The sequence below is a fragment of the Curtobacterium sp. MEB011 genome, from assembly GCF_030209655.1.
GTDB classification, from domain to species: domain Bacteria; phylum Actinomycetota; class Actinomycetes; order Actinomycetales; family Microbacteriaceae; genus Curtobacterium; species Curtobacterium poinsettiae.
The window spans coordinates 150,788-166,194 of the sequence record NZ_JARVRN010000003.1 but is presented as its reverse complement, the minus strand read 5'-3'; the positions used below and the strand labels follow the sequence as shown (position 1 = coordinate 166,194).

At 71.6% G+C, this 15,407-nt stretch carries 12 protein-coding genes; 3 read left to right on the top strand and 9 right to left on the bottom strand.

Annotated features, from left to right (window positions below; all coding sequences use genetic code 11):
• Positions 1 to 6: 6 nt before the first annotated feature.
• The gene (locus tag QRN30_RS04785; protein ID WP_262117956.1) at positions 7 to 660 is read right to left on the bottom strand and encodes a CatA-like O-acetyltransferase; all 654 of its coding nucleotides are present in this window, start codon (positions 658 to 660) and stop codon (positions 7 to 9) included.
• Between the two features lie 41 nt (positions 661 to 701).
• Here QRN30_RS04785 and QRN30_RS04780 point away from each other — a divergent pair, with 41 nt between their 5' ends.
• Entirely contained in the window at positions 702 to 1,259 is a 558-nt protein-coding gene (locus QRN30_RS04780) for a YbaK/EbsC family protein (RefSeq protein ID WP_056070162.1), read from the top strand.
• Here QRN30_RS04780 and QRN30_RS04775 read toward each other — a convergent pair.
• The 7 genes from QRN30_RS04775 to QRN30_RS04745 form a co-directional block, all read right to left on the bottom strand.
• Positions 1,240 to 1,608, bottom strand: a complete 369-nt coding sequence (locus tag QRN30_RS04775) for a VOC family protein (RefSeq protein ID WP_042540251.1) — start codon at positions 1,606 to 1,608, stop codon at positions 1,240 to 1,242. The genes QRN30_RS04780 and QRN30_RS04775 overlap by 20 nt on opposite strands.
• Positions 1,609 to 1,627: 19 nt before the next feature.
• Positions 1,628 to 5,479, bottom strand: a complete 3,852-nt coding sequence (gene hrpA, locus QRN30_RS04770) for an ATP-dependent RNA helicase HrpA (RefSeq protein WP_214585146.1) — start codon at positions 5,477 to 5,479, stop codon at positions 1,628 to 1,630.
• A gap of 39 nt (positions 5,480 to 5,518) precedes the next feature.
• Entirely contained in the window at positions 5,519 to 7,351 is a 1,833-nt protein-coding gene (locus QRN30_RS04765; RefSeq protein WP_284760564.1) for a thioredoxin domain-containing protein, read from the bottom strand.
• A 91-nt stretch (positions 7,352 to 7,442) separates the two neighbouring features.
• On the bottom strand, positions 7,443 to 7,973 hold the full coding sequence (locus QRN30_RS04760; RefSeq protein WP_071250689.1) for an AAA family ATPase: 531 nt from the start codon (positions 7,971 to 7,973) through the stop codon (positions 7,443 to 7,445).
• A 4-nt stretch (positions 7,974 to 7,977) separates the two neighbouring features.
• Entirely contained in the window at positions 7,978 to 9,045 is a 1,068-nt protein-coding gene (locus QRN30_RS04755) for an NAD-dependent epimerase/dehydratase family protein (protein ID WP_017886962.1), read from the bottom strand.
• Positions 9,046 to 9,150: 105 nt separating this feature from the next.
• The gene (locus QRN30_RS04750; RefSeq protein ID WP_159556077.1) at positions 9,151 to 10,011 is read right to left on the bottom strand and encodes a sulfurtransferase; all 861 of its coding nucleotides are present in this window, start codon (positions 10,009 to 10,011) and stop codon (positions 9,151 to 9,153) included.
• Positions 10,012 to 10,282: 271 nt separating this feature from the next.
• Entirely contained in the window at positions 10,283 to 11,824 is a 1,542-nt protein-coding gene (locus tag QRN30_RS04745) for an MFS transporter (RefSeq protein WP_159556076.1), read from the bottom strand.
• Between the two features lie 170 nt (positions 11,825 to 11,994).
• On the opposite strand from QRN30_RS04745, the gene QRN30_RS04740 reads away from it, so the two are divergent.
• Positions 11,995 to 12,657: a TetR/AcrR family transcriptional regulator gene (locus QRN30_RS04740; RefSeq protein WP_017886959.1), complete on the top strand. Its 663-nt coding sequence runs from the start codon at positions 11,995 to 11,997 to the stop codon at positions 12,655 to 12,657.
• Positions 12,658 to 12,769: 112 nt separating this feature from the next.
• Here the strand turns inward: QRN30_RS04740 and QRN30_RS04735 are convergent, their stop codons facing one another.
• The gene (locus QRN30_RS04735) at positions 12,770 to 14,401 is read right to left on the bottom strand and encodes a dolichyl-phosphate-mannose--protein mannosyltransferase (protein WP_284760563.1); all 1,632 of its coding nucleotides are present in this window, start codon (positions 14,399 to 14,401) and stop codon (positions 12,770 to 12,772) included.
• Positions 14,402 to 14,532: 131 nt separating this feature from the next.
• Between QRN30_RS04735 and rsmI the strand changes: the two genes are divergently transcribed.
• Positions 14,533 to 15,354 carry a 16S rRNA (cytidine(1402)-2'-O)-methyltransferase gene (rsmI, locus tag QRN30_RS04730; protein WP_056070187.1) on the top strand — a complete coding sequence of 274 codons (822 nt, stop codon included), beginning with the start codon at positions 14,533 to 14,535 and terminating at the stop codon, positions 15,352 to 15,354.
• The last annotated feature ends 53 nt before the right edge of the window (positions 15,355 to 15,407 follow it).

Below are 15,407 nucleotides of genomic sequence, written 5' to 3'. Positions count from 1 at the left end.
GCAGGGTCAGCCGAGCCAGCCAGGGTCGGTGAAGAGCTCCTCGAGCTCGCGCAGCAGCCGGGTCGTGTGGAAGCCGTCGGCGGCGGCGTGGTTGACGTGCAGCGCCAGGGGGAGCAGCGTCCGGTCACCAGCGGTCCGGTACCCGCCGAGCGTGATGATCGGCAGCAGGTGGTCCCAGCCGTCACGCACCTGCAACGAGAACCCGGTGAACGACGCCCCCGGCAGGGTCGACACGTCGAACACGTTGCCGGGGCGGTCGTCCTGCGGGAACATCCGGGTGTCGTCGCGGTACCGCTCGATCGTCGACACCGCGGCATCGTGGAAGGTGCCGAAGTCGTCGTCGTACGGCACGACCAGGGCGGAGAACGTCTCGGTGTCCGGGTGGAACACGGTGAACATCGGGTGGACGCGGTCCCACACGGCGGGGGAGCCGTCGTCCAGCAGCTGCATCCGGAACTCGTCGTGCCGGTTCACCACGGTCGCGATGGCCCAGAGCTGTGACGCGTAGGTCCGTCGGCCGGTCGAACGGACGCGTTCGACGAAGGCGGTGACGTCGAGCTCGACGGTCACCTCGTACGCGCACGGCACCCGCTGCCGGTAGTGCTCGAAGTGCTCGCGGCGGGCCCACTGGTCGACGTCGATCGCCCGGAGTTCGGTCATGGCTCCACCCTCGTGCGGAATCGCTTCCCTACGGTGGAGCCATGCCGACGCTCGAACGTGTTCCCGCCCTGGTCGCCACCGGATTCCTCGCGATCCCCGTCGCTGAAGCCCTCGTCGCGTTGCCGAGCGACGTCCTGACGAAGATCGAGGGCGCACCGATCGACGCCGACCTGGCCGACACCGCCGCGTTCTCGGAGGCGTACGGCTACCCGCTGGCCGGCGGTGCCAACTGCATCGTCGTCGCGGGGAAGCGCGGCGACGAGGTCCGCTACGCCGCCTGCGTCGTCCTGGCATCGACGAAGCTCGACGTCAACAGGGTCGTGAAGCAGCTGCTCGACGTCCGCAAGGCGAGCTTCGCCCCGATGGACGAGGCGGTCGAGCTGACCGGCATGGAGTACGGCGGCATCACGCCGATCGGACTGCCGTCGTCGTGGCCGCTCTACATCGACGCGCGCGTCCTCGACGCCCCCGAGGTCGTCATCGGCGCCGGGCGCCGCGCCGCGAAGCTGTTCCTGCCCGGCGCCGCACTCACCGCGTTGCCGAACGTCACCGTGGTCGAGGGCCTGGCGACCGAACCGGTCAGTCCGACGGCCGGATGAGGCAGAACGGGTGGCCCGCGGGGTCGAGGTAGACGCGGAACGTCTCCGTGCCTGACCCCGTGGCCGTCGCACCGATCGCGAGCACCGCGGCCTCGCCGTCGTCCAGGTCGTCGACCTTCACGTCGAGGTGGCTCTGCTGCGGGACCGTCTGCCCGGGCCATTCCGGCGCCTGGTAGTCGTCGACCTGCTGGAACGCCAGGATCGGACGGTGGTCGGTGAACGGGAGGGCGAGCTCCGCCCAGTCCTCGTCGAAGCCGACGATCTCCCCGCCGAGCAGCTCGGCGTAGAAGCGGGCGAGGGCGCGGGTGTCCGGGCAGTCCAGGACGACGACGTCGAGTGTGCCGATCATGGCCGACACGGTAGACCCATCAGCGCGCCGCGGTCAGGGCCTTCGTGATCCGCTGCAACGAGACGGTCTCGGCGGTCCCGAGTTCCTGCGCGAACAGGCTGAGCCGGAACTCCTCGAGCATCCACCGCGCGTGCACGAGCTCCGGGTGCGCCCCGACCGCGGGCGGGAAGACACCGCCGGCATCGGTGTAGCGGTCGGTCGCCACGGTGACCTCGCGCATCCACGTCGCGTCGCGCCCGGGGTTCTGCAACAGCTTCTGCACGCGCGCCTCGATGCCCTGCAGGTACACGCGGATCCGACGCAGGCGGTCGAGCCCCGCGACGGCGACGAACCCTGGGAACACCAGGCGCTCCATCTGCTGCCGCATGTCGCTCAGGGCGGCGAGCAGCGACATCGAGTTCGCCTGCTTGAGCGCTCGTTCGGCGGAGCGTTGCGCGGCGAGCACCGCCGCGACCTCGGACACCGCGGTGAACATCGTGTCGACGACGGTGGCCGACACGGCATCGCGGACGGCCTCGAACCCGGCCTTCGTGAAGACCATGCCGTCCGGGTGGGCCCGACGGATGCCGGCGTCGACCACGGCGGCCAGGACGTCGTCGAACAGCGCGGCGGTCGACGGGTAGGGGCTGGCGGCGAGCGCGAGCTTCTCCTGCGCGGTCAGGTGCGACTGGATGTACGACACGGGCGACGGCACCGCGTGCATCACCAGACGGCGGACCCCGGCGGGCATCCGGACGACGCGGTCGGAGGGAGTGGCGAGCAGTTGCACGCCGACGGTCGCCTTCGGACCCGTGCCTTCCTCGACCAGGGACGGGTACGCCCGGATGACGCCGCCGGCCTGCTTGGTGTCGAGGGTCTGCGGCAGGTCCTGGTCGGGCCAGGCGGTGAGTCCGGACTGTTCCAGCGGGCGACCGGCGCCGGCGGACGCGACGCGAGCCGCGCCTCCTGACCGTCCCGCGCCCTTCGCCGTGGCGGAGGCGACGCTCTGCTGGGTCCGGTCCTTGAGCTTGGTCTGCAGGGCCGACAGGTCCTTGCCGGTCTCGACCCGGCGACCGCGCTCGTCGACCACCGCCCATGTCGGCAGCAGGTGTGCGGGGACGCGGGTCAGGTCGAAGTCGGACTCGGAGACCGGCACGTAGGTCATGCGCTGGATCGCCTTGGCGAGGGTGGCGCGGAACGACTCCGTCGGCTCGGTCGGGGCGTCGTCGGGCAGTTCGGCGACGATCTTCTCGGCCCAGTCGGCCGCCGGCACCACGTTCTTGCGGATCTGCTTCGGCAGCGACTTGATGAGCGCGGTGACGAGTTCTCTCCGGAGGCCACGGACCTGCCAGTCGAAGCCCTCCTCGCGCATCCGGGGCAGGAGCGCGAGGGGGACCTGCACACTCACGCCGTCGTCCTGGGCGCCGGGCTCGAAGCGGTACTGGATGGCGAGGCGCTGGTCGCCGCTGTGCCACTGGGTCGGGTACTCGACGTCGTCCTCGGCCGCTTCGGCTGCGGATTCGTCCAGCAGGTCCGACCGGCGCATCGTGAGCAGGTCCGGCTGCTCGCGGCGGGTGGTCCGCCACCACCCCTCGAAGTCGCGGGTCGTCGCGACGTCGGCCGGGATGCGGGCGTCGTAGAACTCGTAGACGTTCTCGTCGTCGAGCAGGATGTCGCGGCGACGGGTGCGCTCCTCGAGCTGCTCGAGTTCCTTGCGGAGCTTCCGGTTGGCGCGGTCGAAGGCCTGCTGCGATTCCCACTCGCCCTCGACCAGGGCGTGCCGGATGAACAGCTCGCGGGAGTGTTCCGGGTCGATCCGCGAGTACTGCACGCGGCGGCGCTGCACGATCGGGACGCCGAACAGGGTCACGCGCTCGTAGGCGACGACCGCGCCCTGCTTCTTCTCCCAGTGCGGCTCCCCGTAGGTGCGCTTGAGCAGGTCACCGGCGAGCGGCTCCACCCACGCGGGGTCGATCCGGCCGACGGTGCGGGCGAAGAGCCGGCTCGTCTCGACGAGCTCGGCGGCCATCACCGCGTCGGGCTGCTTCTTCGCGAGCACACTGCCCGGGAACACCACGAACCGGGTGTTCCGGGAGCCGAGGTAGTCGCGCTTCTCGCGGTCGCGCAACCCGATCTGGCTGAGGAGTCCGGAGAGCAGGGCCCGGTGCACGGCGTCGCCGTCCTCGGAGCGTGCCTGCCCGACACGGACGTCGACCTGCTTCGCGGCGCGGGACAGCTGCCGGTACAGGTCCTGCCACTCGCGGATGCGCAGGTAGTTGAGGAACTCGGCCTTGCACAGCCGCCGGAACGCGCTCGACGACAGTTCCTCCTGCTGCTCCTCGATGTGGTTCCAGAGGTTCAGCAGGGTCAGGAAGTCACTCGTCGGGTCGGCGAAGCGGGCGTGCAGCTGGTCGGCGTGCGCACGCTTCTCGAGGGGGCGCTCGCGGGGATCCTGGATGCTCAGGGCGCTGACGATGGCGATGACCTCGCGCCCGACGCCCTGGCGCCCGGCTTCGAGCACCATGCGACCGAGGCGGGGGTCGATCGGCAGCCGGGTCAGCTGCCGCCCGGACTTCGTGATGCGGCCGTCCTTGTCGACGGCGCGGAGTTCGCGCAGCAGGTCGAGGCCGTCCTTCACGCCCCGGCTGTCCGGCGGCTGCAGGAACGGGAACGACTCGATGTCCCCGAAGCCGAGCGAGATCATCTGCAGGATCACCGCGGCCAGGTTCGTCCGGAGGATCTCGGGGTCGGTGTACTCGGGGCGACGGCCGAAGTCGTCCTCCGAGTAGAGCCGGATCGCGATGCCGGCACTCGTGCGGCCCGCTCGGCCGGAGCGCTGGCTGGCGCTGGCCTGCGAGATCGCCTCGATCGGCAGACGCTGCACCTTGGCTCGCGGGGAGTACCGCGAGATGCGCGCCGTCCCGGTGTCGATGACGTACTTGATGCCGGGCACGGTGAGCGAGGTCTCGGCGACGTTCGTGGCGAGGACGACACGACGGCGGACGCCCGGGGTGTGCCGGCGCTCGAAGACGCGGTGCTGGTCGGCGGCGGACAGCCGGCCGTACAGCGGCAGGACCTCGGTGCCCGGGTAGCGCTTGCCCTCGATCGCGTCCTGCGCGTCGCGGATCTCGTTCTCGCCGGACAGGAACACGAGCACGTCGCCCGGGTCCTCCTGCGCCAGCTCGTCGAGGGCGTCGGTGATGCCCTGCAGGGTGTCGCGGTCGTCGGCAGCGTTGCCGCTGTCACCGGTGCGGGAGTCCGACTCGTCGTCGGCGTCGTCGTCCTGGTCTTCGGCGACGAGGGGGCGGTACCGGATCTCGACCGGGTAGGTGCGGCCGGACACCTCGATGATGGGGGCGTCGTCGAAGTGCTTCGAGAACGACTCCGGGTCGATCGTCGCACTCGTGATGATGAGCTTCAGGTCGGGGCGCCGGGGGAGCAGCCGCTTCAGGTAGCCGAGCAGGAAGTCGATCGTCAGGGACCGCTCGTGCGCCTCGTCGATGATGATCGTGTCGTACCGCTTGAGGTCGCGGTCGAAGTGGATCTCGTTCAGCAGGATGCCGTCGGTCATCAGCTTCACGCGGGTCTCGGAGCTGACCTTGTCGGTGAACCGGACCTGGTAGCCCACGAGTCCGCCGAGTTCGCCGCCGCCCAGTTCTTCCGCCACACGCTCCGCGATGGTCCGGGCTGCGATCCGACGGGGCTGGGTGTGCCCGATGTGCTCCCGACCGAGCTCGAGGCAGATCTTCGGCAGCTGGGTCGTCTTGCCCGAGCCGGTGGCCCCGGCGACGATGACCACCTGGTTGTCACGGATGGCAGCCGCGATGTCGTCCCGCCGCTGCGAGACCGGCAGTTCGGGCGGGTACGTGATGACGGGCAGCGGAGAAGACATGAGCATTCCAGGATACAGGCGCGCCGGGCGGGAGGGGCGTCAGACGATCTGCCCGGCCAGCGCGTCCGCCGACCGGGACGGCAGGTCACACACCCGGTCGTGGCAGACGTACGCAGCGGGGTCGAGCACATCGCGTCCCTCGAACAACGAGAACCCCGCCGCGGCCCAGTCGCGGGCCTGATCCGGCGTGGTGGTGGCGACGACCGTGCCGGGGCGCCGAGCACGGTGTGCAACGGCCTGCATCGGATCGTCGGTGCTGCTCGTGACGACGACGATCTCCCGCGACGGCCGCTGCAGGGCGAGGGCGACACCGAGGGCGTCCGCGTGGCCCAGGGGGCGTTCGGTCCCGGTGCGGGCCCGGTCGGCGACGAGTCGTGCCGCGGTGGTCCGCAGCTCCTGGTCGCCCGTCAGTGCCCCGAGTGTCGCGGCGGCCGATGCCAGCGCCACCGTGCCGGACCGCATCGCGGTCTGCGGCTGTTCGCCGGTGACCGTCCCCGCAGCGGCCAGCACCGGGTCGACGTCGAAGCGCTCGGCCAGACCGTCGTCGACGAGCGAGCGTGCGACGGTCGCGTAGGAGACCTCGCCCGTCACCAGGGCCAGTTCGAGCAGCCCTTCGGCCAGCAGCCCGACGTCCTCGACGGTGGCCGGTGCCGAGGACACCCCGCGCGGTGTGCTGGACCGCACCGACACGTGGCCGTCCTGCACGTGGGCGGCGAGGACCGCGTCGGCCGCACCCCGGGCGAGCGCGACGAGTTCCGGATCACCGTGCCGTGCGCCGGCGATCGCGAGCCCACGGATCGCCAGGCCGTTCCACCCCGTGAGCACCTGGTCGTCCAGCGGTGGTGGGTCGAGCTGGGCGCGCTCGGCGATCGGTCGGCGGTACCACTCGCCCTCGACCCGACGGCCGTCGATGGTCGATTCGCTGTCCTGTGCGGCGACGAACGCCCCGTCGGCGCGGCGCAGGGTGTCCCGCAGGAAGTCGGCGATGCCACGGGCCTGCTCGGCACCGGCGACCGCGAGCAGCCCCGCGTTGTCGGAGAGCATCCGTTCGTAGTGCGGCACGCTCCAGTCGCGCCTGGTGGCGTACCGGAAGACGCCGCCGTCGGCGTCGGTCAGCTCGGACGCGCGGATCGCGTGCAACGACCGGTCGAGCAACCCGTCGGCGTCGGCGTCGCCGTCGGCCGCCGCGTCGGCGAGGAACTCGAGCAACGGTGTGCTCGGGAACTTCGGCGCGCCGCCGAAACCACCGTAGGTGGTGTCCTCTGCCTGGGACAGCTGGTCCGTGACGGCCCGGATGGTGTCGACGGACGGGAGGCCCGGGTCGGCTCCGGCACCGCTCTCGCCCGAGCGGGCGGTCGCGTCCGCCGCGGCACCCTGCCGGATCGCCGTCGCGATGGCCGAGGCGTTCGCGTCGACCTCGTGCCGACGTTCGGTCCAGGCGTCGAGCACCGCTGCCAGGATCTGCCGGAACGCCGGGACCTGCCCGACGGGAGTGGGTGGGAAGTACGTCCCCGCGAAGAAGACGTGGCCGTCGGGCGTCAGGAACGTCGTCAGCGGCCAGCCGAGCTGCTGCGTGAACGCACTCGCCGAGGCCATCAGGCTCGCGTCCACGTCAGGGCGCTCTTCGCGGTCGACCTTGACCGACACGAAGTCCCGCCGGAGCAGCTCGCCGATCTCCGGGTCGGCGAAGCTCTCGCGCGCCATGACGTGGCACCAGTGGCACGTGGCGTACCCCACGGACACCAGCACCGGGACCCCGCGCTCGCGTGCTTCGGCGAAGGCTTCGGGGCCCCATTCGCGCCAGTCGACCGGGTTGTCGGCGTGCAGCCGCAGGTAGGGGCTGACCGAGGTGCCGAGGCGGTTGTCGTTCATGGCTCCAGCGTGCCCTCGGGCGACTGGACGGACCACCGCTCGGGGGGATCTGTGGACGAGCTGCCCCCTGTGCACAGGCCGCACAGGGGGATCAGCGCGGGAGCCATCCCGTGATCGACGCGAGCCGTGCGGCCACCTGGGCGGGGCTCTGGCCGTCCGTGTCCACCCGGGTGACGGTGTCCGCGGTGACCGAGTCGAGCCTCCCGGCCGTCCGCGTGCTGTGCGCGAGCTGCGCCTGCGGGACCGCGCCACCCGCCCGTCGTGCGAGCCGTTCGGCGGTCGTGTCGTCCGCGGCGCGGAGCAGGACGACACGCACCAGCGGGTCGTCGCCCATCGCCGCAGCGAGGCGCTCGTGCTCGAGCACGGACACGGTGTTCGTGTAGACGAGCCGGTGGTGTCCGATCGCCCGGTAGCCGGCCCAGAGCGCGGCGAGGTTCCGCTCCGTCAGGTGCGCCTCGGGGTGTTCGACGTGCGGTGCCGGGTGGGCCAGGTCGAGCAGGTCGCCCTCGATCACCGCGTGCCGGACGTCCGCCGCGACGAGCAGGTCGTGCAGCGCCTCGGCCGCCGTCGACTTGCCCACGCCGGAGCGTCCGCCGATGAACAGGACCTCCGACCGGAACACGGTGTCAGCCCAGGTCGAGGGAGAGGAGTGCGAGTGCGGCGTCCTCGGGACCGTAGTCGAACAGGTGCTCCCAGAAGGGGTCGTCGGCCCACGGCACGTCGCCGTCCGCAGGGGTGGCGCGGGCGGTCTCGACGAGCCAGTCGAGTTCGGGGAGGACGGCGGTCGCGAACTCCGGCGGTTCCCATCCCAGTGCACGTGCCGCCGTGGTGTCGAGGACGAACGGCGGTCGTGACGACCACGGCGTGCCGCCGACGAAGGCGGGCGCGTCCTCGTCGAGCAGGACCTCGTCGAACCGGTGGTCCAGGTGCCCGCCGATCGTGCGGACGATCTCGAGCGCGGTCGGGGCCGAGGCGTCCGCGACGTTGAGGATCCGGCGGTCCGGCGCGTCCGCGACCACACGGACGAGCGAGCCGATGCCGCTCGCCGCCGTCGTGTGGTCGACGCCGCGGCCGTGGTCGGCGAGCAGGATGCGTTCCCGGCCGTCGAGCACACGGCGGACGACGAACCACTCCCGTGGGCGGCCGATGCCGACGCCGTACACCTTCGACGGGCGGAGCACCGTGACCGGGGCACCGTGGTCGAGCAGGACCTGCTCGGCCGCCACCTTCGCGGCGCCGTAGCCGTCACGACTCGTCGGGTCGCCGTCGCCGGCGGTGACCGTGGGCTGGATCTCGGTGACCGCGCCGCCGAACACCGGCTTGTCGAGCGAGTTCGCGTGCCGCCCCTGCTCGTCGGCGTACACCGACCTGGACGACACGAAGACCGTCGAGCCGACGTCGTCGAGGAACGGCAGGAGCTGCTGGGCGTCGTCACGGGTCAGGCCGACGGTGTCGACGAGCAGGTCGGCTCCGGGGCGCAGCAGGTCGCGCAGGACGGACCGGTCGCGGCGGTCGCCGGACGTGAACGTGGCGCCGGAGGCGGTCAGGGCGTCCGCTGCGGGGCCGCCCCGGCGGGCGAGGACGTCCACCTGCCAGTCGTCGCCGCCCCGGCCGGACGCGTCGAGGAGCTCGCGTGCGACCGCCGAGCCGATGCCGCCGGTGCCGCCGAGGATGACCGCGCGTCTGGTGCTCATGGTGCAACGGTAGTGCGGCGCGGCCGTCGGCCGGCGGCAGTCAGCCGGCCGCAGTCAGTCGGCGGCCGTCGGCCAGGCGCGGCCGTCGTTCCGCGATCGGATCGGTCAGGACGCCAGTTGCTCGTGCCGCCACCAGTCGGCCAGCGAGCCGTCGTAGACCTGCACCCGGTCGTGCCCGAGCACCGTCAGGGCCAGGGCGTCGACGCACGCGGCGCTGCCCACCCCGCAGTAGGTGACGATCTCGTCGGCGCCGATCACCGCGGCGAAGGCCCGCTCGAGTTCGGCCCCGCGCAGGTAGGCGTTCGTCTCGGGGTCCACCAGCGAGTCCGCCGTGATCGGGGTGCTGCCCGGCACGATCGGCGGGTGGTCGTCGCCCAGGGCAGCCCACGAGGCGGCGAACACCAGGGACGCCGGCTCTTCACCGGAGACGGCACGGGTCACGCGGTCGTGGTCGGCCCAGAGCGCGCGTTCTTCGCCGGCCAGGAACGCGCCGGCGTCGGGGCCGGACGGCGCCGCCGGCGCGCGGAGTGCACCCACGCGGACCGGCCGGCCTTCGTCGCGCCACTTCGTGAAGCCGCCGTCGAGCACCGCGACCGAGTCGAAGCCGAACGAGCGGAAGATCCACCACAGGCGCGCCGACCACTCACCGACGCTGTCGTCGTAGATGACCACGGTCGACGTGTTCGTCACGCCGAGCTGCCCCGCGGCGGCCTCGAAGCGCTCGGCACCGGGGCGGGTGAAGGGGACGTCGGCGTCGGCGGCCGAGAAGGCGTCGATCAGGTCGGCGAAGCGGGCGCCGGGCACGTGGCCGCGCTGTTCGTGGGCGTCGCGTCCGGGCAGCCAGGTGGTGTCGAACCCGGCCCCGACCGTGTGCACCGAGGCGTCGAGCACGACGAGCTCGTCAGCACCGAGGTGGTCTGCGAGCCACTGCGTCGACACGAGTGGTGAGGTCAGGACGGGGGCCATGCGGGCCACCATAATCCGCACCCCTGACGTGGGCCAGAGTCGTGGACACACGGCGCAACCGGGGGTGCGTGTGTGGGCGGTGACCGACGGTCCACCAGTCGTTCGACGAGTGGTCCGTCGGAACATGCGCGGGCACCGAGTGCGTGCGCATCCGTCGACGATGCACGCGTTGTTCGACAGGTGGATCGTCGTGAAACGGGTGTCGCCGCAGCCCCCCCGCACAACGGCCCACCCCGGCAGTACCGGAGCGGGCCGCAGCGCAGCGCGAGCGTCAGTGCGCGGCGGCGGGGATGCTCCCGGTCGTCGCGGACCCGGCGCGGGCGAGCCGCTCGAGCCGGACCGACTGCCGGTTGATGAGCAGTCCGCCGGCCAGGGCGACGAGCACGAGCACGCCGGCCGAGATGCCGAACGCCACGTGGTACCCGTCGAGCGTGGCCTGGGCCTGCTGCAGCTTCGTCGGGGCGGCGGACAGCCCGGACAGGCTGTTCGACACCACGTCGGCGAAGATCGTCGACAGCAGGGCCGTGCCGATCGAGCCACCGATCTGCTGCATGGTGTTGACGGTTGCCGAGGCCACACCGGCGTCGGCCCGGGCGACCCCGGTGGTCGCGGTGTTCATGGCGGACGAGAAGATCGTGCCCATGCCGAGACCGATGACGATCAGCGCCGGCAGGACGGTGCCCGCGTAGGAGCTGTCCAGGTCGGTGCGGAGCAGCAGGAGCAGTCCGGTCGCGGCGACCAGGCCACCGGCGAAGATGAGGATCTTCGGCCCGACGCGCGGCAGCAGGCGGCCACCGATCTGCGTCGCCGAGATCATGATCGACAGCGGCATCGGCAGGAACGCGAGACCGGTCTGCAGCGAGCTGAAGCCCAGGGTCTGCTCCAGGTAGTAGGTCAGGAACAGGAAGATGCCGAACATGCCGATCGCGACGAGGCCGATCGCGATGAACGAGCCGCCGCGGTCACGGTCGAGCACGACGCGCAGGGGCAGCAGCGGGTGGGCGACGCGGGTCTCGATGAACACGAACGCGGCGATCAGCACGACACCACCGGCGAGCATGGCGATCGTGACGGGGGAGTCCCAGCCGTTCGTCTCGGCGTTCGAGAAGCCGTAGACGACGCCGACCAGACCGAGCGTGATGGTGATGACGCCGAGCACGTCGATGCGCGGACGCTCGACCATCGGCGGCTTCTCCATGAAGACGAGGGCGCCGATCACGCCGAGCACGGCGAAGACGACGTTGACGTAGAGGCACCAGCGCCAGGACGCGTACTCGGTCAGCACGCCGCCGAGCAGCAGGCCGATGGCCGCGCCGGAGCCGGCGATGGAGCCGAAGATGCCGAACGCGCGGCCACGTTCCTTGGGGTCGCGGAACGTGGTGGTCAGCATGCCGAGTGCGGACGGGGCGAGCAGCGCGCCGAAGACGCCCTGCAGTGCGCGGGCCGCGACGAGCAGGCCGAACGAGTCGGCCAGGCCACCGAGCACCGAGGCGACGGCGAAGCCGACGAGCCCGATGATGAAGGTGTTCTTGCGTCCGAACAGGTCGCCGAGGCGCCCGCCGAGCAGCAGCAGCGAACCGAAGGCCAGCGAGTACGCGGTGACGATCCACTGTCGCTGGTCGGTGCCGAAGTCCAGGTCGGCCTGGGCCGAGGGCAGGGCGATGTTCACGATGGTCGCGTCGAGCACGACCATCAGCTGTGCGAGGGCGATGACCGCCAGGGCGATCCAACGGTGGTTGCTCTTGGCGGGGGTGGTGCCCGGAGCCGTGGGTGCTGTCCCGGTGGGGGTCGGCACGGTGTGTTCTGCCGTCACGGCAGCCTCCTCGAGAAGGTTGGAGGGTGAGGTGGAGGTGCGCGCCGTCGGGCACTCCGGTGGTGTGGTGGTGACGAAACCGGATGCGAGGCATCCGTTTGTGGCCAGTGTAGACCGAAACGGAAGGATGGCATCCACTTGTTCCCAGAAAGTGCAACTACGGTCAGATCGTGAGCACCACCGAGTCCGCGTCCGACCTCGAGCGACCGCTGCGCGCCGACGCTGCGCGCAACCGCGAGCTGATCCTGCAGACGGCACGCAAGTGCTTCGCGGAACGCGGGCTCTCCGTCACGCTGAACGACATCGCGCACGAGGCCGGTGTCGGCGTCGGCACCGTCTACCGCCGGTTCGCCGACAAGGACTCCCTGATCGAGGCGCTGCTCGCCACCAAGTTCGAGGCCATGAACGACGCCGCAGCGCGCGCCGCGGACGTGTCCGACCCGCGTGAGGCACTCCGGGTCTACCTGATGGGCGTCTTCGCGTTCCGCGCCCGCGACCGTGCCCTCGCCGACGCCATCGTCCGTGCCGGCAAGGCCCGCCCGTCCATCGTGCAGGAGCGCGATCGGCTCGAACGTCAGGTCGCCGCGATCATCGGCCGTGCCGAGACCGCCGGCGTCGTCCGGACGGGCTTCGACTACCGCGACCTGCCGATGCTCACGGCGATGGTCGGCGCGGTCGCCGACGCCACTCGCGAGCACGACCCGGACGCGTGGCGCCGCTACGCGGAGCTCCTGATCCAGGGGGTCCTGCCGGGCACGGACGACACCGCGCCGATGCTCGGCGACCCGCTGGACCGCGAGTCGATCGAACGCGCGCTGCACGCGCAGTCCTGACCACTGCGGACTGGAGGCCCGTGGCGGCGCCGCCACGGGCCTCCAGACCGGCGGTGGTCGCCACCAGCGCGCCCACCGCGACGGGCGCGGCCGGACCGGCCGGACCTGCCGGCTAGAGCCAGCTGGGGATCCAGTAGTGCGACCGGACGAAGTCCCACGGCACCTGCATCGCCGTCCACATCGGGTACCAGTAGACCGAGGCCAGCACGACGACGCCCAGGTACACGCCGATCCACAGGATCGCCCGCGACCGGCGTGACCGTTCGTCGCTCCGTCTGCCGAGCACCAACCCGATCGCGGCGGCCAGCGCCATCACCATGTAGGGCTCGAAGGCGATCGTGTAGAACTGGAACACCGTCCGGTCGACGTACATCAGCCAGGGCAGGTACCCCGCCCCGACGCCGAGCAGGACGAAGCCGTACTCCCACTTCCGGCGCAGGACCCAGAGCACGAGCAGCGCCACCGTCGCGATGACCGAGGCGTACCAGATGAACGGGTTCGCGATGCCGGTGATCGCCTCGCCGCAGCGGTCCGCCCAGCAGCCGTCCTGCCCGGCGTCCGTGCCGACGTAGAACATCGACGTGGGGCGCTGCATCACGAGCCAGAGCAGCGGGTTCGCCTGGTACGAGTGCGGGGTGTGCAGCCCGATGTTGAAGGCGTAGATCTCCGACTGGTAGTGCCACCAGTTCTGCAGGCTGTCCGGCACCCAGGCGAGGAGCCCCGTCCACCGTTCGCCGCCCGACGACAGCCAGTTGCGGTCCCAGCCGTCCTTCGACACGAACCATCCGGTCCACGACGCCACGTAGGTCACCGCGGCGATCGGCACGGTCAGCAGGAACGACACCGGTGCCTGCTGCAGCAGCGCGCTCGACGACCAGAACTCCACCCCGGCCCGGCGGCGCATCATCATGTCGCTCAGCACCGAGTACACGGCGAAGAACGCCAGGAAGTACATCCCCGACCACTTCGTCGCCGCCGCCAGCCCGAGGGCCAGGCCCATCGCGAACAACCACGGTCGCCACCAGAGCACCGGCCCCCACAGGGTGGTCCGGCCGGCGGCGGCGCGGTCGGCGACCCACGCGTCGAGCCGTCGTTGGCTGTGCCGCCGGTCGAGCAACAGCGCGCCGAAGCCCAGGATCACGAAGAACGTCAGGATGCCGTCGAGCAGCGTCACCCGCGACATCACGATGGCCTGCCCGTCGATCGCGAGCAGGAAGCCGGCGAGCGTGCCGATCATCGTCGAGCGGAACAGCGACCGGGCGATCACCGCGGTGAGGAACACCGTCGCGATGCCGAGCACGGCCACCGTGAAGCGCCAACCGAACGAGTTGTCCGCCCCGAACAGCAGCATCCCGAGGCCGATCAGGTACTTGCCGAGCGGCGGGTGCGCGATGAACTCAGCGGCACTCGTGAAGACGTCCGTCTCGCCGCGGACGAACCGGTCGTCGGTCGTCGGGGCGCCGTCACCGCTCGGGTTCGCGGGCCAGGTGCCCTCGTACCCCAGGTGCACGATCGACCAGCCGTCCTTGACGTAGTACGTCTCGTCGAACACGAGCGAGTGCGGGTTGCCGAGGTTCACCAGCCGCAGCACGGCGGCGAGGAGCGTCACGGCGAGCGGACCCGTCCACCGCCACACGGCGACCCGCTGCGACGTGGAGAGCACCCGCCCCCACCAGTCGTCCAGGCGCGAGCCGATCGGCCCGTCGGGCACGGCCGTGCGGTCGTCGGTCAGCTCGCTGGTCATCGCTGAGCATCCTACGGATCGACCTCTGTCCCCGCTGCGACGGGCGTGCACGCGCCGCGCGGCCGCGCTGGACGACGCCGGTGTGGCTGCGCCGGGCCGCGCCGGCGTCGCCGTGCGGGGACAATGGGTGCGTGATCGTCCTCGCAGCAACCCCCATCGGCAACCTCGGGGACGCCTCGCGCCGTCTCGTCGAGACCCTCTCCAACGCCACGGTCGTCGCGGCGGAGGACACCAGGACCGCCATCCACTTGATGCGCGCCCTGGGCATCGAGAACCGTCCGCGGCTCATCGCCCTGCACGAGCACAACGAGCGGGCGAAGGCGTCCGAGGTCGTCGAGCTCGCCCGTGACGAGGACGTCGTCGTCCTCACCGACGCCGGCATGCCCGCGATCAGCGACCCGGGCTTCCCGCTCGTCGAGGCCGCAGCCGCAGCCGGGGTCACCGTCACCGCGCTGCCCGGGCCGTCGGCCGTGCTGATGGCGCTCGCCGTGTCCGGGCTGCCGACGGACCGCTTCACGTTCGAGGGGTTCCCCACCCGCAAGGCCGGGGAACGCCGCCGCGTCTTCCAGGCGCTGGCGGGGGAGCAGCGGACCATGGTGTTCTTCGAGTCGCCGCACCGGCTGGCCGAGACCCTGGCCGACATGGCGATCGGGTTCGGGGGCGACCGCCGCGCCGCGGTCTGCCGTGAGCTCACCAAGCTCTACGAAGAGGTCCGCCGCGGGCCGCTCGACGAACTCGTCACGTGGGCGTCCGAGGGCGTGCGGGGCGAGATCTGCATCGTCGTCGCCGGGGCCGCCGAGGCCACCGAAGAGGCAACGCTCGACGACGGGGTGCGCCTGGTGCTCGAGCGGGTGGCCGCCGGCATGCGCATGAAGGAGGCCGCCGCGGCGGTCGCGGACGCGACTGGGCTGTCGAAGCGCGACCTGTACGAAGGGGCGCTCGCGGCGCGCTGAGCGGGGCTCGTCACGTTCGCGTCCGCCGGTCTGGAGGCGCGGGGCGGGTCCGT